Source organism: Pseudomonas helvetica (assembly GCF_039908645.1).
Classification (GTDB): domain Bacteria; phylum Pseudomonadota; class Gammaproteobacteria; order Pseudomonadales; family Pseudomonadaceae; genus Aquipseudomonas; species Aquipseudomonas helvetica.
The window spans coordinates 3,068,739-3,089,569 of sequence record NZ_CP150917.1 but is presented as its reverse complement, the minus strand read 5'-3'; the positions used below and the strand labels follow the sequence as shown (position 1 = coordinate 3,089,569).

Genomic DNA, 20,831 nt, shown 5'->3' with positions numbered 1-20,831 from the left:
AAATCGTGACGTCAGACCGATTGTCGAACAATTTCAAAACGTCACACACCCCGCTCTAAGTTCTGACCTAGACTCCATTTCGTGACTGGAAACCGGCCGGTCATTTTGTGGGGAAAAAATCGAAACTTTCTGCCGAAGCAACAGGTCAGGTTAAAGGTGGGGCCGCAGCGACTGGTGCAATCCTTGCAACGACCACTACAGCCTTTGAGATTCAGCGCATCGACCAGCGTTTGCTGCTCCTTGCGTAGCGCTTTTGCGCCCGGCCACAGGAACTGGCCGCCTGCATCATGGGGTGAGATGCCTGAAACAGATCAATAAAACGGGAGAAACACATGAACGGTGCCGCTTTAGAAATCCAGGGAGAGCGTTCTCACCAGCAAATCGGCGAGCCGACCTCGATGTCGGTTCTTGCCCCGGGTGCAAAAACGGTACTGCCCGCTCCACGTCAGAATCCAAACAAGAAGAAAGTGTTGTTTGTCACCTCGGAAATCGCCGACCTGGTGAAAACCGGTGGCCTGGGTGACGTTTCTGCCGCATTGCCCCGAGCCATGGCCCATCTGCACGATGTCCGGGTACTGATTCCCGGTTATCCGCAAGTGATGCACAGCGAAAACCCGATCCATATCATCGGCGAACTGGGCGGACACGCCGCATTGCCCCCCTGCAAGATCGGCCGCATGGACATGCCGGACGGGCTGGTCATCTACGTCCTGATCTGCCCCGAACTGTACGAACGCGAGGGCTCGCCCTACGGCGCCAACAATGGCCGCGACTGGCCGGACAACCACATCCGTTTTGCCCGCCTGGGCCTGGCTGCCGCCGACCTCGCCGCCAACCTGGCACACATCCACTGGCGCCCGGATCTGGTGCATGCTCACGACTGGCCTGCCGGCCTGGCCCCGGCCTACATGCACTGGCGTGGTCAGCGCACGCCGACCCTGTTCACCATTCATAACCTGGCTTACCAAGGCGTAGTCAGCCTCGCCTCTTGCCCCGAGCTGGGTATTCCCGAACATGCCCTGCAACAGGAAGGCATGGAGTTCTACGGCAAACTGTCGTTTCTCAAGGCAGGCATGGCCTATTCGAGTCATATCACCACCGTCAGCGCGACCTACGCCCAGGAAATCACCACTCCGGCCTTCGGCTGCGGTCTCGACGGTTTCCTTGCCAGCAAGACCCAGCAAGGCCTGCTCAGCGGCATCCCGAATGGCATCGACGAAAGTTGGGATGCGGCGACCGACCCCCACCTGTTTTGCCCGTTCAGCATCGGCGACTGGGACGGCAAAGCGGTGAATGCCGCCCACGTGCGCAAACTGTTCGGCCTGAAGGACTCCAAGGGTCCGCTGTTCGCCGTGGTTTCGCGACTGGTCTACCAAAAAGGCCTGGACCTGACTGAAGCCGTGTCCGAGTTCATCGTCTCTTCGGGTGGGCAAATCGCGATCATCGGCCGTGGCGAACCGGAAGAAGAACAAGCCATGCGCGCCCTCGCCCTGCGTTTTCCGGGGCAGATCGGTGTACGCATCGGGTTTAACGAAACCGATGCGCGACGGATGTTCGCCGGCAGTGATTTCCTGTTGATGCCTTCACGCTATGAACCATGCGGCTTGAGCCAGATGTATGCGCAACGTTTCGGCTCGTTGCCGGTCGCGCGCAACACCGGCGGTCTGGCCGACACCATCGACAATGGCGTCACCGGTTTTCTCTTCGACGAGTCGACGGTTGCCAGCTACGAAGAAGCCTTGAGCCGGGCGTTCAAGGTGTTCGCCCACCCGCCCCTGTTGAACGCCATGCGTTGCCGGGCCATGGCTGCGCCATTCAATTGGTGCAAAGCGGTCGAACCCTACGCTGAACTCTATGAACAACTGGTCGCCAAGGCGTTGGGTCAGTCGGTCAAGCAGTGAGAGGGATTCTTGAATGCCGTTACGGACTCCGGAAACCTGGCCCCACGGCGCCGTCATGCTGGATGCCGAACACACCCGGTTCGCCCTGTGGGCGCCCGATGCGTTTTATGTGAGTGTCGAGCTGGAAGACGGGCAATCACTGCCGATGTTGCCCCAGGCGGACGGCTGGTTCGTGATCGAGACCCGTTGCCCGGCCGGCACCCGCTATCGCTACAACATCGATGGCGAACGCGACGTACCGGACCCCGCGTCCCGGGCGCAAGCCGGCGGTCTGGCGTCACCTAGTGTGGTGGTTGACCCGCACGCTTACCGCTGGCAGCACTGTTTTTGGCAAGGCCGGCCCTGGCATGAAGCGGTAATCTACGAACTGCATGTGGGTGTGTTGGGTGGTTTTGCCGAAGTCGAAAAGCACCTGCCACGGCTGGCCGAACTGGGCGTTACCGCGATCGAACTGATGCCCCTGGCGCAGTTTCCTGGCGAGCGTAACTGGGGCTATGACGGCGTGCTGCCCTACGCGCCCCAGTCGTCATATGGCACGCCTGATGCGCTCAAGCACCTGATCGATAGCGCCCACGGTCTGGGTCTGGCGGTGATTATCGACGTGGTTTACAACCATTTCGGCCCTGACGGCAATTACCTGCATCATTATGCCAAGGGCTTTTTCCGCGAAGACCTGCACACGCCTTGGGGCGCGGCCATTGATTTCCGTCGTCGTGAGGTGCGCGACTTCTTTATCGACAACGCGCTGATGTGGCTCCTTGAGTACCGTTTCGACGGTTTGCGTCTGGATGCGGTACACGCCATCGAAGATCCGGATTTCCTTCAGGAACTGGCGGCGACGGTGCGCGAGCACATCGACCCACCCCGTCATGTCTGGCTCACCCTGGAAAACGAGCACAACCAGGCCAGCCTGCTGGAGCAAGGCTTCGACGCGCAGTGGAACGACGATGGGCACAACGCGCTGCACGTCTTGCTGACCGGAGAAACCGAGGCCTATTACGCTGACTTTGCCGAGGGCCCCAGCGAAAAACTGGCGCGCTGCCTGAGCCAGGGCTTCGCCTATCAGGGCCATACCAATCGCCATGGCCGTGCCCGCGGCGAACCCAGCGGACATTTGCCGCCCAGCGCCTTCGTGCTGTTTCTGCAAAACCATGACCAGATCGGCAACCGTGCCTTTGGCGAGCGTCTCCACCAGTTGACTGCACCTCAGGCGTTGCATGCGGCGACGGTCCTTCTGTTGTTGTCACCGATGATCCCGTTGCTGTTCATGGGCGACGAATACGCCGCAGACGAGCCGTTTCTGTTTTTCACCAGCCACCATGGAGTCTTGGCCAGGCAGGTGCGAGAAGGTCGACGCAATGAGTTCGCGGCGTTCAGCGCCTTTGCCGATCCGCACACCCGCGAGCAGATTCCCGACCCGAATGCGTTGCACACGTTCACCGCTTCGCGGCCGACACTGACCTCATCTGAACCGCTGACACAGCAAGCAACCCTGACGCTGTATCGACAGTTGCTGCTGATCCGTCATCGCGAAATCATCCCGCGCCTGCCCGGTGCTCACGCGCTGGGCGCCACGGTGCTGGCAACGGGGGCGATAAGTGCGCGCTGGCATATGGGCGATGGCAGCCTGCTGTGCATCGACCTGAACCTCACCGCGGAGCCCGTGTCCCATTCATCACACGCCCATTCCCGGTTGCTGTTCGAGTACCCGCAGCGGTCCTTCGAAGCCCTGCAACAAGGCACCCTCGCCCCCTACTGCGCGCTGGTCAGTCTGACGGCAGCGGCACCTTTGCTACCCACCACTGGAGAGCGTCCATGAGCGATGCGCAACTGGAAATCCTCGCCAGCCGGGCTGGCCTGGCGGTTGACTGGATCGACGCCAACGGTCGGCCACAAAAAGTCGCTCCGGCGGCATTACGAGCGATCCTCAGCGGGCTCGGCCACCCGGCCGGCAGCGCTCAGGAAATCGACGCCAGCCTGCAAGAACTGCAACAGAACCAACAAAACAAACACTTGCCGCCACTGATGACCGTCGACGTCGGCGCCGGGCTCGACCTCTCGCGTCACTTTGCCCCTGAAACGCCCTGCGAGATTCACCTGGAAGACGGCGCGATCCTCCACCTCAAACTAGATGACGAAGCGGTTCTGCCGGGGCTGATCCCGATCGGCTATCAGGAGGTTCGCATCGCCGGCCAACGCTTCACACTCGCGGTCGCCCCCTTGCAGTGCCATAGCGTGGCCGCTGCCGTTGACAACCCGATACCCCGGGCCTGGGGCCTGAGTGTGCAATTGTATTCACTACGACGCCTCGGCGACGGCGGCTTCGGCGACCTGCAGGCACTGGAAAACCTCGCCCGCGTTGCCGGTGAGCGCGGCGCCGATGCATTGGCGATCAGCCCGTTGCACGCGATGTTCAGTAACGACACACAACGCTACAGCCCTTACTCGCCTTCCAGCCGTTTGTTTCTCAACAGCCTATACGCCTCACCTGAGGAAATTCTCGGCGAACGCGCCCTGCGCCTGGCCATCGACGCCACTGAATTGGCCGACGAGTTCAAACACCTCGAAGAGCAACCGCTGATTGACTGGCCCGCCGCTGCCAAAGCCAAGCAGCAATTGTTGCAAGCGCTGTATGAAGGGTTCTCCCAGGGTGATCATCCCTTGCACGCGGACTTCAGCAGCTTTCGTCACGACGGTGGCGAGGCCCTGGAAAACCACTGCCGTTTCGAGGCGCTCCAGGAGGCCTGTGCCGCCCTTGGCGAAAGCCTCGATTGGCGCCAGTGGCCTGAGCACTGGCGCGATCCGCGCAGTGTCGAACTGACGGTATTTGCCGAGAAAAATGCAGATCGCATCGGCTTCTACGCCTTTTGCCAATGGTTGATCGCCCGCAGCTTGCAACGCGCACAAACCGTTGCGCGTAGCAGTGGCATGGGCATCGGCTTGATCGCCGACCTGGCGGTCGGTGCGGATGGCGGTGGCAGCCAGGCCTGGAGTCGTCAGGACGAATTACTCGCGGCCCTCACCGTCGGCGCGCCCCCGGACATTCTCAACCGCACGGGGCAAGGTTGGGGGATTTCTGCGTTTTCCCCCGAAGGGTTGATACGTAATGGGTTTCGCGCGTTTATCGAAATGCTGCGGGCCAATTTTGCCCATACCGGCGGTCTGCGCATCGACCATGTCATGGGTTTGCAGCGGCTGTGGGTGATCCCCCTCGGCGCGCCGCCGAGTGACGGCGCGTATCTGTATTACCCAGTGGACGACCTGTTGCGTCTGGTGACGCTGGAGTCCCATCGACATCAGGCGATCGTGCTCGGCGAAGACCTCGGCACCGTGCCCGATGGCCTGCGCGACAAACTCATCGCCCGCTCGATCCTGGGGATGCGCGTACTGCTGTTCGAGCAGGACCACGGGGCACACTTCAAACCGATTCTTGATTGGCCGGATAACGCACTCGCCACCACCAGCACCCACGACCTGCCAACGCTCAACGGTTGGTGGCATGGTCGCGACATCGAATGGAGCGTCCGCTTGGGGCTGGTCGACAGCCACGGTGAACAACAATGGCGCGAACACCGTCAGCGCGAGCGTGAAGGTTTGCGTCGGGCCTTGAGTCAGGACCCGCAAAACTTCCGCGAGGAGACCCACGAGACCGACCAGGTGCTCGACGCCAGCGTGCGCTTCCTGGGTCACACCCGCGCCCCTTTGGTGTTGCTGCCGCTGGAAGATGCGCTGGGCATTGATGAACAGGCCAACCTCCCCGGCACCACCGACAGTCATCCGAACTGGCGTCGGCGCTTTGCCGATGAAAGCGATGTGCTGCTGGACGATACGGATGCGGCACGACGGCTGGAACTGCTTGCTTGCGCGCGCCTTCAGGCGGCCGAGCGTGATCAATGAGTGAGGTGCAAACCCTCTCGGTACGGGCAACGTTGCGCCTGCAGTTTCATCAGGGCTTCACCCTGGATGACGCCGTGCCGCTGGTGCCGTATTTCTGTGGTTTAGGTATCAGCCACGTCTATGCCTCGCCGCTGTTGAGTGCGCGGGCCGGGTCGATGCACGGCTATGACGTGGTCGACCCGAGCCGGGTCAATCCCGAGCTCGGCGGCGAGGCAGCCCTGCGGCGGCTGGTCAGCGCGCTGCGCGCCCAGGACATGGGGCTGATCCTGGACATCGTGTCCAACCACATGGCCGTCGGTGGTGCCGACAATCCCTGGTGGCTGGACTTGCTGGAGTGGGGGCGACTGAGTCCTTATGGTGAGTTTTTCGACATTCAATGGCATTCGCCAGACCCATTGCTCGAAGGCCAGCTATTGCTGCCGTTCCTGGGCAGCGATTACGGCAGCGCCTTGCAGGACGGCACGCTGACGCTGCACTTCGATCCCGGACGGGGCAGCTTCCATGTCGAACACCATGAGCACCACTTTCCGATCTGCCCCACCGACTACGCTGAACTGCTCAAGCCTGACGACTCGCTCGACGTTGAACGGGCACTGCAACTCAAGGTATTGGCCGATCAGTTCACCACCCTGCACTACCAGAGCGATGCCCATTCCCTTGCGCGCCCCTTGCAACAAGCGCTTATCACATTGGCGTCTGACCCGGCGATCTTGCGCTGCATCGAGCACAACCTCAGCCGCCATGACTCCCGCCAACCCGAAGGTTTCAGCCGTCTGCACGAGCTGCTCGAACGCCAAAGCTATCGCCTGGCCAGTTGGCGCACGGCGGCCGATGACATCAACTGGCGGCGCTTCTTCGACATCAATGAACTGGCCGGGCTGCGGGTCGAACGCCCGGCCGTGTTCGAAGCTACCCATGCAAAAATTTTCGAGCTGATTGCCGAGGGACTGGTGGACGGATTGCGTATCGACCACATCGACGGGCTCGCCGACCCGCGGGGTTACTGCCGCAAACTCAGGCGCAGGGTGAACGCCCTGTCACCGTTGCGACACGTACCGATCTATATTGAAAAAATCCTCGGCGACGGTGAAACGCTGCGTCGCGATTGGCAGGTCGATGGCACCACGGGCTATGAGTTTATGAATCAGTTGTCGCTGCTGCAACACGACCCGCAGGGCGAGCAAGTCCTTGGCGAACTGTGGAGCCGACACACCGAACGGCCCGCAGCGTTCATCGAGGAAGCACAACTGGCACGCCAGCAAGTTCTCAACGGTTCGCTGGCCGGCGACTTCGAAAGTGTCGCGCAGGCCTTGCTGCAAGTAGCTCGCGATGACCTGATGAGCCGAGACCTGACCCTTGGTGCGATTCGTCGGGCATTGCAGGAACTGATCGTGCATTTCCCGGTGTACCGAACATACATCGGCCCGTGCGGGCGCTCGGCGCAAGACCAGGTGTTTTTTCAGCACGCGATGAACGGCGCGCGCCAGACCTTGGGCGAAGCCGACTGGCCGGTGCTCGACTATCTGGCGCTGTGGCTCGGTGGGCAACCCTGGCGCGAGCGCCCGGTGGGCCGTCAACGCAAGATCCTCAAGCACGCCTGCGTGCGCTTTCAGCAACTGACCTCGCCGACCGCCGCCAAAGCCGTGGAAGACACCGCGCTCTATCGCTCAGGCGTGCTGCTGTCGCGTAATGATGTCGGCTTCAACACCGAGCGGTTCAGCGCCCCACTCGCCGACTTCCACACGGCGTGCAGCCAGCGCCTCGACGAATTCCCGGATACGCTGCTGGCCAGCGCCACCCATGACCACAAACGCGGTGAAGACAGCCGTGCACGCCTGGCATTACTCAGCGAACGCAGTACCTGGTATGCCGAACAGGTCGAAGACTGGCGAATACGGGCCAGCGCCCTGCGTTGCGATCCATCGATGCCCTCACCCGCGGACGAACTGCTGCTCTACCAGACCTTGCTCGCCAGTTGGCCGCTGGAGCTGCATTGCGAAGACGCGCAGTCGATGACGGCCTACACCGAGCGACTGCGGCAGTGGCAGCAAAAAGCCCTGCGCGAAGCGAAACTCCAGAGCAGTTGGAGCGCACCGAACGAGCCTTATGAGCAGGCCACGCGGGCCTTCCTCGAGCGCCTTCTGCTCAGCCCCGAAGGCCTGCCTTTACGCAGTGCCATCGCCGATGCTGCGCAAGCGATCGCCTGCGGCGGTGCGCTCAATGGATTGGCGCAAACCTTGCTGCGCATGACGGTGCCGGGGGTTGCGGATCTGTATCAGGGCAATGAGTTCTGGGATTTCAGCCTGGTGGATCCGGACAATCGGCGAGCGGTTGATTTCAGCGTCCGCCAGCAGGCATTGCACACCCCGGTGGACACTCGACAGTTGCTGCACACCTGGCGTGACGGGCGCATCAAGCAGGCGTTGATCGCCCACACGTTGGCGTTACGCGCGCGATACCCGCAACTGTTTCAGCGGGGCCGTTATCAAGCGTTGCAGGTGGTGGGCAGTCAGGCCGGGCGGGTGTTGGCTTTCGCCCGTGAACTCGACGGCCAACGGGCGATTGTTCTGGTGCCGGTGCGGGTTGCGTCGCTGCTGGAAAGCAGTGCCACGCCGCAGGTGCCTGCCCTGCTCTGGGGCGACACCCGGGTCAAACTGCCGTTCACCGCCGCCGAAGAAAAGCTGAAGGGACTTTTTACAACAGGTGCAGTCACACACCACAAGGAATTGCTGATCAGCGCCGCGCTGGGAGATTTCCCGGTCAATCTGTTTATCCAGACTTGAGTTCAACTCAGGAGCATTGCGATGAGTACCGATGACAAACGCATTCGTGAATTTGCCTATCTGATCTGGGAGTCCGAGGGGAAACCCGAAGGCCAGGAGACACGCCACTGGGAAATGGCGTGCAAGCTGGCGGAAGCCGAAGCCCTGGCCCCGACCAAGCCTGCCCGAACCGCCAAACCCAATAGCGGCAAAACAGCAGCCAGCAAACCCACGGCGACCAAGCCCAAAACCAAAGCCGCTACTACCGCCAAGGTCGTAACGCCACCCGGCGATAAGCCTGTGGCTGCAAAAAAGCCTCGAGCACCGCGTAAGCCAGCCGGTTGAGAGTACCAGGCTCTGATTGACCGCGTGGCGAGCAGATTCGCCACTTCGGGGATGGCGCGGCCTTGAGAGGCCAGCAATGTCGGCGCCATCACCCAAGCCCAATTGCAGGAGCAATGATGACCACGCCAAAAAAGACCGCGCCAGAACCTCACGTCGAGGCCTCGCGAATCCGTGAAGGCTTGCCCTTCCCGCTCGGTGCAACCTGGGATGGTCTGGGGGTCAACTTCGCGATATTTTCGGCTAACGCCACCAAGGTCGAACTGTGTTTGTTCGACGATGCCGGCGAAGTCGAGCTCGAACGTATCGAACTGCCGGAATACACCGACGAAATCTTTCACGGCTACTTGCCGGACGCTCATCCGGGGCTGATCTACGGCTACCGGGTGTATGGGCCTTACGACCCGCAAAACGGTCACCGCTTCAACCATCACAAATTGCTGATCGACCCCTACGCCAAACAGTTGGTGGGGAAATTGAAGTGGTCCGAAGCCTTGTTCGGCTACACCATCGGCCACCCCGACGCCGACCTCAGTTTCGATGAGCGCGACAGTGCGCCCTTCGTGCCCAAGTGCAAGGTCATTGACCCCGCGCACACCTGGGGCCATGACCATCGGGTCAATGTGCCGTGGGATCGAACGATCATTTATGAGGCTCACGTACGCGGTATCAGCATGCGTCACCCGTCCGTCCCGCAAGCGCTGCGCGGGACCTTCGCCGGGTTGATGGTCGATGACCTGCTGGAACATATCCGCAAACTTGGCGTGTCGTCGGTGGAGCTGATGCCGATACACGCCTTCGTCAATGACCAGCACCTGTTGCACAAGGGCATGACCAATTACTGGGGCTACAACAGCATCGCATTCTTCGCCCCCGATCCGCGTTACCTGGCCAGTGGCAAGATCGCCGAGTTCAAGGAAATGGTCGCGCACCTGCACGAAGCCAATCTTGAAGTGATTCTGGACGTGGTCTACAACCACACCGCCGAGGGCAACGAACAAGGCCCGACCCTGTCGATGCGCGGCATCGACAATGTCTCCTACTATCGACTGAAACCCGATGACAAACGCTTCTATATCAACGACTCCGGTACCGGCAACACGCTGGACCTGAGCCATCCCTGTGTGCTGCAGATGGTCACCGATTCGCTGCGTTACTGGGCCTCGGAAATGCACGTCGACGGTTTCCGCTTCGACCTGGCGACCATCCTCGGGCGTTACCACGACGGTTTCGACGAGCGTCACAGCTTCCTCGTTGCCTGCCGCCAGGATCCGATTCTGCGCCAGGTAAAACTGATTGCCGAGCCTTGGGACATTGGCCCTGGTGGCTATCAGGTCGGCCATTTTCCGCCGGGCTGGGTCGAGTGGAACGACCGCTTCCGCGACACCGTACGCGCCTTCTGGAAAGGCGATGACGGCCAGCTCGCCGACTTCGCCGCACGCATGACGGCATCGGGTGAGATGTTCAATCAACGCGGCCGCCGTCCCTACGCCTCGATGAACTTCGTCACCGCCCATGACGGCTTCACCTTGAATGACCTCGTTTCCTACAACGAAAAGCACAACGAAGCCAACGACGAAGAAAATCAGGACGGTAGTAATCACAACCTGTCCTGGAATCACGGCGTTGAGGGCCCCACCGTCGATCCCGAGATCAATGCGCTGCGCCAGCGGCAGTTGCGTAATTTCTTCGCCACCCTGCTGTTGGCCCAAGGCACACCGATGCTCGTGGCCGGTGACGAATTTGCCCGAACCCAATACGGCAACAACAATGCCTACTGTCAGGACAGCGAAATTGGCTGGGTCAACTGGGACCTGAGCGAAGACGGCAAGGCCTTGCTCAAATTCGTCAAACGCCTGATCAAGCTGCGTCTGGCCTATCCGATCCTGCGGCGCGGACGTTTTCTGGTGGGCAATTACAACGAGGATATTGGCGTCAAGGACGTCACCTGGCTGGCGCCCGACGGCAGCGAAATGTCCACCGAGCAATGGCAGGATAGCCACGGGCGATGCCTGGGCATGTTGCTCGATGGACGCGCCCAGGAAACCGGAATCCGTCGCAAAGGCGCCGACGCTACCTTGCTGCTGGTGGTTAACGCGCATCACGACATTGTCAATTTTCGGCTACCGGAAGTGCCTGACGGCGGATTCTGGACCTGCATGATTGACACCAACCAACCCTCGATTCAGGGCCAGGAGCGGTTCGACTTCAATCATCAATATTCGGTAACCGGACGCTCGTTGCTGTTGTTCGAGTTGCAGCATGAGGAGCAAGACTGAAACGCAATTGCCCGCCTCATCAGCAGTGCTTTAGCAAGCCACTTCATAAAAAACGCTCGTCAGGGAGGTGACGGGGCGACGAATGGTGATCTATGAGCAATACTCTGCTCGCAGCAACCCAGGGTTTGGAGCGCTGTGCCCTGGTGTGACGGCACACCAGAACAAGGACGTATCGCCATGAAATCCAGCACTCTCTTCGACAGCAGCTTGCCTGTGCAGATCTGGAACACTGCCCGGCAACTGGACAATATTCCCGTCATCAGCACCTCTACCCTTATCCCTGCCGGCGCTCGCGCGGTGGTGATCGCACCACATCCGGGTGATGAAGTCGTGACCTGCGGTGGCCTGCTGCAGTTGTTCGCCACCCTCGGCCACCCCCTGCAATTGATCTCGATCACCGATGGCAGCGCCGGTCATCCAGGCTCGAACCTGTGGTCGGAGAAGCGCCTGAGTGTGTTCCGCCCACAGGAAAGCGTCGAAGCCCTGCGTCGCCTCGGTTTGCCCATGCATAGCCTGAAATGGATTCGCGGCGGTTTCACCGACAACGGGCTGGCCGAGCGTGAACTCCAATTGACGCAATTCATCGCACGCTACCTGCGACCGGGTGATGTGGTGTTCAGCACCTGGAGCGAGGACGGCATCATCGACCATGACACGGTAGGTCGAGCCAGCGCAAAAGCCGCCCTCATGGTGGGCGCGAGTTTCAATGAAGTGCCGGTCTGGGCCTGGCACTGGCCTGCCCGCGATCATGGGCAGATTCCCTGGCACCGCGCCCGCAAGGTTCGCCTCGACACCTGGACCGTTGCACGCAAATGCCACGCCACCCATGCGTACGCCAGCCAGCTGAACGGTGAACCGGAGATCGGCATCGCGCCGAAACTGCCCAGGGTTTTCCTGGAGCGGATGCGTCAGCCCTATGAAATAGTTTTTGTGTGAATGCGAAAGAAGTGATGCCTTGGCCCGTTCAAAATGCTGATTTTCAGCCGATGCATCCGTCTCCCTCTAATAAACAACAACTTAGATAATTGCCAAAAATCAGTCAGTTGCAACGTCTAAATTATTCATACCACTCATCGTTCAATTTCTTGACGCAACGCCAACGGTCTTCTTAGCTAAACGTTACTACCCCCGGAAATACCTCCTGGGGCACGCCTCGAAAACCCGCTGAAGCGGGCCGTCGGGTCTTGCCTCAATGAAATCGGTCGCCCCTCATTTGGGTAGGAGAGACGCCAAACAGAGTCATGGCATGCGATTGCAAGGTAGACCTCCATGAACACCTCCCTCATCCAACACGAGATCAAAATCGCCCTGTACACCGTTTCCACTTCGTTGTTGCTGTGCACATCCATGGAGGTTCAGGCGTCCCCCACCGAGAACGAGGCGATGCCCTGGTATCAGCAAGATGTCCCGGCGCTCGCCCTGCCGACGCCTGATACGAGTAACAGCATCCGCTTCATCCGCAATCCCCGTCTTGATAACCAGTTGCTGACAGTCGAGCAAGCCGCTCCTTCTGCCTGGGATCGGGTTTATGGCCAGCCTGCCAGGAGTGCAGAGCGCGACGTCCTCGGCTCACCGTTTTCTGGCATGAGCGGTTCGGAACTCAAGGGCCCGGCGTTGATTACCCTGCAAAGCAGCGGCGGCAGCACTCAGCGTGTTGGCCTGATGGGCGGTACAAACCAGTTTCAGGGCAATGGCAATGGCCTGGTCAGCTCTGCCATTGTCGACCCGAATAACACCCTCAACGTGCAAGGCCCCAATCTTGGCGCCTATTGGAGCCTGACCGGCGCAAACGGCTGGCACGTGGATTTGACCGCCAGCGGTGGTCGGGTCAATGGCTACAGCCTCAATGATCAGGGCCAGCGCCAAGCTGCCGAGGGCAGCGCAATGACCCTCTCGGTGCAAGGCGGATTCCCCATCGGCATCAGCGAGAACTGGGTAATCGAACCTCAGGCCGAATTGATCAACCAGCGTATTAGTCTGGACACCCCGTATGCCGGTAGCGGCAATGCCTCATCCACCGACCTGACGTCCTGGAGCGGCAGGGTCGGTGCAAGCTTGAAAGGCAGTTATGACATCAAGGGCCTGCCGATCGAACCCTATGTTCGTACCAACTTCTGGCATACGGTCAATACTACCGACACCGTGACCCTGGGTCAGGTCGACAAGCTCAGCAGCAGCCGGAACGCGTCCTCGATTGAACTGGGACTGGGCCTGGTGGCCAGGGTCACGCCCTCTGTCAGCCTGTATGTCAGCGGCGATTACAACAGCGCGAGCGTCAACAACGACTTGTATGGATTGATCGGCAGCCTCGGGGTGCGGATGCGTTGGTGACTGTCAGGAAGATTTGCGAACCGTAGGCGCACGGTTTGCCAGCGATGGCAGCCGTAAGATCCCCATCGCCGGCAAACCATGCGCCCACAGGTCGCGCGCAAAACAGCGCTGATTCAGGCTCTGCACAGCAAAAAACCTGAATATCCCCCAAACCAACCCACAAAACCCAAAAAATCCCTGATCGCCGTTAGTCTCCACCCCCTGCGATGGATTAAAGTAACGCCCCCAGCCCTGGCGTTATTCGAACGCCTTTGCTCACCCTCTCCAGGAACAGTCATCGATGGAACATCGTGAAGCGCTGCTTGCGCTGCGAACCTTTCTTTCAACGCAGATTCTCGGCCAGGAAAAACTCATCGAGCGGTTGCTCATCGCTCTGCTCGCTGACGGCCACATGCTGGTCGAAGGCGCCCCTGGCCTGGCCAAGACCAAGGCCATCAAAGAGCTTGCCGAAGGTATCGAAGCACAATTCCATCGCATCCAGTTCACGCCCGACCTGCTGCCTGCCGACATTACCGGCACCGAGATCTACCGTCCGGAAACCGGCAGCTTCGTGTTCCAGCAGGGACCGATCTTCCATAACCTGGTGCTGGCCGACGAAATCAACCGGGCACCGGCCAAGGTCCAGTCGGCCTTGCTCGAAGCCATGGGCGAGCGGCAGGTCAGCGTCGGGCGCAGTACGTATGAGCTGTCGCCGCTGTTTCTGGTCATGGCGACCCAGAACCCGATCGAGCAGGAAGGCACCTACCCACTGCCTGAAGCCCAGCTCGACCGTTTCCTGATGCACGTCAAAATCGGCTTCCCGGACGCGGCCGTCGAGCGGCGCATCCTGCAACAGGCCCGCGGTGAGGCGCTGCACGGCGAAACCAAGCCAGAGCGGCGGATCAGCCAGCAAGCGATATTTGCCGCGCGCAAGGAAATCCTTGGTTTGTACATGGCCGACGCCGTGGAGGAATACCTGGTGCAGTTGGTCATGGCGACCCGCACGCCTGGCAAGTTCGACCCGGAAATGTCCGAGTGGATTGCCTATGGCGCCAGCCCACGCGGCTCCATCGCCCTCGACCGCTGCGCCCGCGCTCACGCCTGGCTGGCCGGTCGCGACTTCGTCAGCCCCGAAGACATTCAAGCGGTGCTGTTCGACGTGTTGCGCCATCGCATCATTCTTTCCTTCGAAGCCGAAGCCGCTGGTATCGACCAGGACCGTGTGGTCCAGCGGATTCTCGACGTCGTTGCCGTCGCTTGACCTCGATGACCAAGCCGCTTGCGCCCGAACCGGGTATCCGTGTCAGTCTCTCCGAGCTGATCGAGATGCGCCATCGCGTGCGCGAAGTGCAATTGTTTTCCACCCCGAGCCAGCGCAGCCCGCTGATTGGCCTGCACCATTCCAAGTTGCGCGGACGTGGCGTGGACTTCGATCAGGTGCGGGTCTATCAGGCTGGCGACGATGTGCGAACCATCGACTGGCGTGTCACCGCACGCACCCAGGAACCGCACACCAAGCTGTTTCACGAAGAGCGCGAGCGGCCGATTTTCATCATGGTCGAACAAAGTCGCCGGCTGTTTTTCGGCTCGGGGCTGATGTTCAAATCGGTGTTGGCCGCACAAGCCGCGAGCCTGATCGGTTGGGCTGCGCTGGGACACAACGACCGGGTTGGCGGGCTGGTGTACGGCGACAACGAGCACTACGAAATCAAACCCCGGCGCAGCAAGCAAAGCCTGCTGCAATTGCTCAACCGCATGGTACGCGTCAACCAGTCCCTCACGACCGAAAGCGAGCCGGATCGCGACAGTCTGGGCATGGCCTTGCGCCGCGCGCGCGAAGTGCTGCGCCCAGGGAGCCTGGTGATCGTGATCTGCGACGAGCGCGCCTTGTCCGAAGGCGCGGAGCAGCAACTGAGCCTGCTGTCGCGGCACTGTGACTTGCTGTTGTTGCCAGTCTCCGACCCTCTGGACCACGCCCTGCCCGCTGCCGGTTTGCTGCGTTTTGCCGAGCGCGGGGCTCAACTTGAACTCGATACGCTGAACGTCGACCTGCGCCGAAGTTATCGCGCCCAGGCCGAAGCCCGCATCGCCCGCTGGGAATTGCTGGCGCAGAAACTGCGTGTGCTGTTAATGCCGCTGAACACTCAAAGCGAAATGGTCGAACAATTGCGTGAATACCTGAACCCGAAACGTCCGGGTAAAAGCCAATGAACAGCCTCGATCAACTGCAACCACTGATGACTCCGCCGCCCATCGAGTTCTGGCCGCCGGCGCCGGGTTGGTGGCTGCTATTGGTGCTGCTGCCACTGATCGGCTTTGGCCTGTGGCAACTGCGTCGCTTTATTCCCGTCAAGCGCTCTATCGTGCGCGCCGAACAGCCGCTGGACCCGGTGCGACTGGCGGCGCTGGCGGAACTGGCGCAAATGCCCAAACCCTATGACGGTGCGCCCGCCGGTGCCTGGTTGCAGCAACTCAACGGGCTGCTCAAGCGCCTGTGTCGCAACCATTACCCCTACAGCCAGAGCCACACCCTGAACGGTCGTAAATGGCTGGCGTTTCTCGACAACCGTTGCCCGGCCGCCGGCCTCACCCGCTGGATGATTCTGGTTGAAGGCGCTTACAAACCGGAATGCAAACTCGACGACAAGGCCATCGCCGGCCTGACACAAGCCGTCGACACCTGGATTCGCAAGCATGTTTGAGTTCGCCTGGCCATGGATTTTTGCCCTGCTGCCACTGCCGTGGCTGATGCGGATTGTGCTGCCGGTCGCCGACAGCGGCGAACCGGCGCTCAAGGTCAGCTTTCTGTCCGACCTTGAAGGCCTGGCCCGGCGTCGCGCGCGTGCCAACCTGCCGACCTGGCGCCAGCAAGCACCGTTCATCCTGCTCTGGCTGCTGCTGTTGATCGCCGCCGCACGCCCGCAATGGCTCGGCGAACCGCTGCCGATTGCCGCCAGTGGGCGCGACTTGCTGGTGGCCGTCGACGTTTCCGGCTCCATGGATTTCCCCGACATGGAGTGGCAAGACGAAGACGTCAGCCGCCTGACACTGGTCAAACACTTGCTCGGTGACTTCCTTGAAGGGCGCGATGGCGATCGCGTCGGCCTGATCCTGTTCGGCAGCCAGGCGTATCTGCAAGCACCGCTGACGTTCGACCGGCGCACCGTGCGCATCTGGCTTGACGAAGCGCGGATCGGCATTGCCGGCAAGAACACTGCCATTGGCGACGCCATCGGCCTGGCCTTGAAGCGCTTGCGCCAACGTCCGGCGCAGAGCCGCGTGCTGATTCTGGTCACCGACGGCGCCAACAATGGCGGTGAAATCGATCCGCTGACCGCGGCAAGACTGGCTGCCGAAGAAGGCGTGAAAATCTACCCGATCGGCATTGGTGCAGATCCGGAGCAAGCCGGCCCTCTGGCTTTTCTGGCGGGAAACCCGACCATGGACCTCGATGAACCCGCCTTGAAAGCCATCGCCGAAGCTACCGGCGGGCGCTACTTCCGTGCACGTGACGGCAAGGAATTGCTGGAGATCAAGAAGACCCTTGATCAACTGGAGCCTGTGACTCAACAACCCACCCAGGCTCGCCCGGCACAAGCGTTGTACAGTTGGCCGCTGGCCGCCGCGTTGCTGATGAGCCTGTTGCTGGTGATCCGCGAACGCTGGCCAGACAACCCGATGCAACGCTTTTTCACCCGGTCGAATTTTCTGCAACAGCACCCTGACTGGCGCCAGCGGCTTAAACGCCTGCGTCTGCGGAGGCGCCGATGATCGCACTCTGGCCGCATTGGTTCCGTCCCTGGTGGCTGCTGCTGTTGCCACTATTGGGCTGGTTACTGTGGCAACTCTGGCACCGGCAAAAACGCGCGGGTCGCTGGCAGATGATCCTGCCGCCGGCCTTCCACGCCACCCTGCTCAGCGGTGGCAACGGGCGTGAAAGCAAGTTGCCGTGGGTCGCCTTGGGCCTGGCCTGGGTTCTGGCGGTATTGGCGCTGTTGGGGCCCAGTTGGGAACGGGTCGAACAATCCGCGCAGAAACCTGCCGACCCCTTGGTGGTTCTGTTTGAATTGACCCCGGAAATGCTCGCCACCGACGTGCCGTCGACGCGCCTTGAACAGGCCCGGCGCAAGCTGCTCGATCTATTGCAAGCCCGCAGCGACGCACAGACCGCCATCGTTGTCTATGCCGGCAGCGCGCACACGCTGGTGCCGCTCTCGGACGACCTGGCCACCAGCAGCAACCTGCTGGAAGCGCTGAAACCTTCGATCATGCCCGAGGCCGGTCATCGCGCCGATCTGGCCGTGACCAAGGCACTGACATTACTCAACCGCGGCGCCCTCGGCCAGGGCCGGATTCTGCTGATTGGCTCATCCCTCAGCGAACAGGAGCGCCAGGGTATTCGTCAGGCTCTGCGCGGTCAGGCACCGCAATGGTTGATGCTCGGCATCGGCACCCCGCAAGGCGCACCGATCGCTGACGAACACGGCAGCTTCCTCAAGGATGCGCAAGGCGCGATCCTCGTGCCGCGTCTCGACGGGCCAAGCCTTAAAGCCTTTGCCAGCGAAATGGAGGGGAGTTACCGGCAAGCGCAGCTGGACGACAGCGACCTGCGCGGTCTCGGGCTGCTCGATAGCCCGCATAGCGTGCGTAACGATGGCCAGACCCTGCGCCTCGATACCTGGGCCGACCAGGGCTATTGGCTGTTACTGCCGCTGTTGCTGCTGACGGCCTGCGCCGGACGTCGAGGCTGGCTGTTTTGCCTGCCATTGCTGTTCATGCTGCCGCAACCGAGTTACGCCTTCGAGTTCAACGATCTTTGGCTGCGCCCCGACCAACAGGGCCTGCACTTGCTCAAGCAACACCAGCCCGCGGAGGCCGCGCAGCGTTTTCAGGATCGACAATGGCAAGGCGTTGCGCTGTATGAGGCCGGTGAGTATGCCGCTGCCGCCGAGCGTTTCGCCGAAGGCAACGACGCCCGTGCGAACTACAATCGCGGCAACGCCCTGGCTAAAAGCGCTGAACTGGAAGCTGCCGTCGATGCCTATGAACAAGCCCTTGAGCTGCAACCTGATTTACGCCCGGCGCAGACCAACAAAGCGCTGGTAGAAGCGTTGATCAAACAGAAAGCCTCTACTTCATCCAATGAGCCCGATAAAACCGACGGCGAAGAGCACCTGCAAACCCAGCAACCCCCGCCACCGGGTGCGTCGACACAGCCCTCGACCGGTGACGAGCAAAAGACCGACACGCAAACCGCGCAATCACACGTCGACGCCAACAGCGAAAACCAGACCGACAGCCCGCCACAACCGGGCAATAATGAAGTGCCGGGCAGTGAGTTGGGCGATGAACAACACAGCACACCGCCGATCCGCACCGCCGACACCAATTTCGACGGCGAGCGCCGCCAGGCCCTGGAGCAATGGCTGCGTAAAATCCCGGATGAGCCGGGCGAACTGCTTAAACGTAAATTCTGGTACGAACAGCAACAACATCAGGATCAGGGAAAAACTCGATGACCCGCTTCACCGCTCTATTGCTCAGCCTTTCGCTCTGGACCGTCGGTGCCCAGGCTGCGGGGCTGGTTGCCAGCATCGATCGCAGCCGCGTGAATTCCGGCGAGACGGTCGAACTGACCCTCGAATCCAGTGATGTCACGCAGTTCGGCAAACCTGACCTGAGCGCACTTGACCCACTGTTCGAGGTTCGCGGCACCCGCCAGGTCAACCAGCCCACAACCCTGGGCGACGACAGCCACGCCACCACCCGCTGGATCATCACCCTTCTGCCCCGCCACAACGGCACACTGGTCATCCCGTCCCTGGCGCTGGGTGAGTACAAAAGCCAGCCGATCAACTTGCAGGTGGTCGAAAGCGAGAAGCAGGACAGCGCTGACAAACTGGCCCCCGTATTCATCGAGACCAGCCTCGATCAGGACACGGTGTACGTGCAGGCCCAGGCGATTCTGACCTTGCGCATCTATCACTCGGTGTCACTGTATGACGACAGCAGCCTTACTCCGCTGCAAATCCCCGATGCGCGCGTCGAACAACTCGGCGAGTCGCGCACTTACGAAAAAGTCATCAATGACCTGCGCCACGGTGTGATCGAACGGCGCTACGCAATTTACCCACAACACAGTGGCCTGCTGACGATACCCGCGCAGATGTTCAGCGCCACCCTGGTGGAGACGCAACCCTCTCAGGAGTCGGCCCCGCAAGGGCCAAAAGCGGGAAAACTGATTCGCGTGAGCTCCACCGGGCTCAACCTGACCGTCAAGCCCAAACCGGCCGATTATCCCGCCGACGCCCCTTGGCTGCCAGCACGCAGCCTGAGTCTCAGTGAAAGCTGGAACCCTACGCCTGATCACGTTCAAGTGGGCGACTCCATGACCCGCAGCCTGACCCTGAAAGCCGAAGGCCTGGCCAGCTCGCAACTGCCGCCCTTGCCCGCCACTGAAACCAGCGGATTGCGGCGTTATCCCGATCAGCCACAATTGAGCAATCAGCCCAGTGACCGAGGGTTGACCGGCATCCGCGAAGACCGCGAAGCACTGGTGCCCACTCGTATCGGGCAGATCGAATTGCCGCCCGTGGAAGTGGTCTGGTGGAACACCCTTCAAGATCATCTGGAGCGCAGCAGCCTGCCCGCTCGCACCCTGAACACCGTGAGCAACCCGAGCCTGATGGTCGACACTCCAGCGGGCAACGTGCCGGCTACGGTAGCGCTCGGCAGTGAAGCGCTCTGGTACTGGAAGCTCAGCACCTTGATCCTCGCCTGCACCACCTTGCTTGGCTTCGGCCTGTGGTGGCGTGCGCGTTGGCAGCCGGCGATTCTGCGCGCCACGCAAACGGGCCCGAGCCCGCGCACCCTACTCGACGACCTCAAGCGTGCGTGCCAGGCCAACGACCCTCAAGCCACCCGTCAGGCGCTCGACGCCTGGGCCCGTCAACAGCCGGAAACCCTGGCCGACATGGCCGCACGCTTCGTACCGCTGTCCGACGCCCTGGACGGCTTGAATGGCGCGCTCTACAGCGAAACCGGGCATTACTGGCAAGGCGAAGAACTCTGGCGCGCGATCCGCGCCATCCCGATTGCCGAACGGGTCCATGACCCGGTGGGCGACAGTGGCTTGCCGCCGTTGTATCCGAAGTAGCGCAAAAGATCGCAGCCTTCGGCAGCGCCGACAGGGAAATGGTGTACATCCCGAAGGCTGCGATCTTTTCTGCCTTTCTGCATTCCCGATCTTTTGTCATTAACCCCACCCTTTCGCTACGATTATTTTCCCCGTGGCCATCACCTTGTTTCCTACGGAGTACGTCCCGTAAGGTCAGGGCCCT

Annotated in this window: 14 protein-coding genes; all 14 read left to right on the top strand. The window is 61.1% G+C overall.

Annotation, left to right across the window (positions count from 1 at the left end; genetic code table 11):
- Window positions 1–332 precede the first annotated feature (332 nt).
- The 14 genes from glgA (at window position 333) to AABM55_RS14155 (ending at window position 20,647) form a co-directional block, all read left to right on the top strand.
- The gene (gene glgA, locus AABM55_RS14220) at window positions 333–1,901 is read left to right on the top strand and encodes a glycogen synthase GlgA (RefSeq protein ID WP_347929926.1); all 1,569 of its coding nucleotides are present in this window, start codon (window positions 333–335) and stop codon (window positions 1,899–1,901) included.
- Window positions 1,902–1,914: 13 nt separating this feature from the next.
- Window positions 1,915–3,720: a malto-oligosyltrehalose trehalohydrolase gene (treZ, locus tag AABM55_RS14215; RefSeq protein WP_347929925.1), complete on the top strand. Its 1,806-nt coding sequence runs from the start codon at window positions 1,915–1,917 to the stop codon at window positions 3,718–3,720.
- Complete coding sequence (gene malQ / locus AABM55_RS14210) at window positions 3,717–5,798, top strand: 4-alpha-glucanotransferase (protein WP_347929924.1); 2,082 nt, start codon at window positions 3,717–3,719, stop codon at window positions 5,796–5,798. The genes treZ and malQ overlap by 4 nt, the downstream gene beginning before the upstream one ends.
- Window positions 5,795–8,581, top strand: coding sequence for a malto-oligosyltrehalose synthase (locus tag AABM55_RS14205; RefSeq protein ID WP_347929923.1), 2,787 nt, complete (start codon window positions 5,795–5,797; stop codon window positions 8,579–8,581). The genes malQ and AABM55_RS14205 overlap by 4 nt, the downstream gene beginning before the upstream one ends.
- Before the next feature lie 21 nt (window positions 8,582–8,602).
- Window positions 8,603–8,905 (top strand): DUF2934 domain-containing protein, encoded by a 303-nt coding sequence (locus AABM55_RS14200; RefSeq protein WP_054597172.1) that lies wholly within the window; start codon window positions 8,603–8,605, stop codon window positions 8,903–8,905.
- 116 nt (window positions 8,906–9,021) lie between these two features.
- Window positions 9,022–11,181 (top strand): glycogen debranching protein GlgX, encoded by a 2,160-nt coding sequence (glgX, locus tag AABM55_RS14195; RefSeq protein ID WP_054597171.1) that lies wholly within the window; start codon window positions 9,022–9,024, stop codon window positions 11,179–11,181.
- A 177-nt stretch (window positions 11,182–11,358) separates the two neighbouring features.
- Entirely contained in the window at window positions 11,359–12,117 is a 759-nt protein-coding gene (locus AABM55_RS14190; RefSeq protein ID WP_347929922.1) for a PIG-L family deacetylase, read from the top strand.
- Window positions 12,118–12,450: 333 nt separating this feature from the next.
- Window positions 12,451–13,512, top strand: coding sequence for an autotransporter outer membrane beta-barrel domain-containing protein (locus AABM55_RS14185; protein ID WP_347929921.1), 1,062 nt, complete (start codon window positions 12,451–12,453; stop codon window positions 13,510–13,512).
- A 280-nt stretch (window positions 13,513–13,792) separates the two neighbouring features.
- Window positions 13,793–14,752 (top strand): MoxR family ATPase, encoded by a 960-nt coding sequence (locus AABM55_RS14180; RefSeq protein ID WP_019690591.1) that lies wholly within the window; start codon window positions 13,793–13,795, stop codon window positions 14,750–14,752.
- A 5-nt stretch (window positions 14,753–14,757) separates the two neighbouring features.
- Complete coding sequence (locus AABM55_RS14175) at window positions 14,758–15,702, top strand: DUF58 domain-containing protein (protein ID WP_347929920.1); 945 nt, start codon at window positions 14,758–14,760, stop codon at window positions 15,700–15,702.
- Complete coding sequence (locus AABM55_RS14170) at window positions 15,699–16,193, top strand: DUF4381 domain-containing protein (RefSeq protein WP_054597167.1); 495 nt, start codon at window positions 15,699–15,701, stop codon at window positions 16,191–16,193. The genes AABM55_RS14175 and AABM55_RS14170 overlap by 4 nt, the downstream gene beginning before the upstream one ends.
- Entirely contained in the window at window positions 16,186–17,262 is a 1,077-nt protein-coding gene (locus AABM55_RS14165) for a VWA domain-containing protein (protein WP_054597166.1), read from the top strand. Before AABM55_RS14170 ends, AABM55_RS14165 begins: the two co-directional genes overlap by 8 nt.
- Window positions 17,259–19,010: a VWA domain-containing protein gene (locus tag AABM55_RS14160; protein WP_347929919.1), complete on the top strand. Its 1,752-nt coding sequence runs from the start codon at window positions 17,259–17,261 to the stop codon at window positions 19,008–19,010. The genes AABM55_RS14165 and AABM55_RS14160 overlap by 4 nt, the downstream gene beginning before the upstream one ends.
- On the top strand, window positions 19,007–20,647 hold the full coding sequence (locus AABM55_RS14155) for a BatD family protein (protein WP_347929918.1): 1,641 nt from the start codon (window positions 19,007–19,009) through the stop codon (window positions 20,645–20,647). The genes AABM55_RS14160 and AABM55_RS14155 overlap by 4 nt, the downstream gene beginning before the upstream one ends.
- Window positions 20,648–20,831 lie beyond the last annotated feature (184 nt).

Bases quoted from the DNA above. Each gene is read 5' to 3' on its own strand.
- AABM55_RS14155 (WP_347929918.1), top strand. From the start codon at position 19,007: ATGACCCGCTTCACCGCTCTATTGCTCAGCCTTTCGCTCTGGACCGTC.
- AABM55_RS14180 (WP_019690591.1), top strand. From the start codon at position 13,793: ATGGAACATCGTGAAGCGCTGCTTGCGCTGCGAACCTTTCTTTCAACG.
- glgA (WP_347929926.1), top strand. From the start codon at position 333: ATGAACGGTGCCGCTTTAGAAATCCAGGGAGAGCGTTCTCACCAGCAA.
- AABM55_RS14170 (WP_054597167.1), top strand. From the start codon at position 15,699: ATGAACAGCCTCGATCAACTGCAACCACTGATGACTCCGCCGCCCATC.
- AABM55_RS14200 (WP_054597172.1), top strand. From the start codon at position 8,603: ATGAGTACCGATGACAAACGCATTCGTGAATTTGCCTATCTGATCTGG.
- AABM55_RS14175 (WP_347929920.1), top strand. From the start codon at position 14,758: ATGACCAAGCCGCTTGCGCCCGAACCGGGTATCCGTGTCAGTCTCTCC.
- AABM55_RS14165 (WP_054597166.1), top strand. From the start codon at position 16,186: ATGTTTGAGTTCGCCTGGCCATGGATTTTTGCCCTGCTGCCACTGCCG.
- malQ (WP_347929924.1), top strand. From the start codon at position 3,717: ATGAGCGATGCGCAACTGGAAATCCTCGCCAGCCGGGCTGGCCTGGCG.
- AABM55_RS14190 (WP_347929922.1), top strand. From the start codon at position 11,359: ATGAAATCCAGCACTCTCTTCGACAGCAGCTTGCCTGTGCAGATCTGG.
- AABM55_RS14160 (WP_347929919.1), top strand. From the start codon at position 17,259: ATGATCGCACTCTGGCCGCATTGGTTCCGTCCCTGGTGGCTGCTGCTG.
- AABM55_RS14205 (WP_347929923.1), top strand. From the start codon at position 5,795: ATGAGTGAGGTGCAAACCCTCTCGGTACGGGCAACGTTGCGCCTGCAG.
- AABM55_RS14185 (WP_347929921.1), top strand. From the start codon at position 12,451: ATGAACACCTCCCTCATCCAACACGAGATCAAAATCGCCCTGTACACC.
- glgX (WP_054597171.1), top strand. From the start codon at position 9,022: ATGACCACGCCAAAAAAGACCGCGCCAGAACCTCACGTCGAGGCCTCG.
- treZ (WP_347929925.1), top strand. From the start codon at position 1,915: ATGCCGTTACGGACTCCGGAAACCTGGCCCCACGGCGCCGTCATGCTG.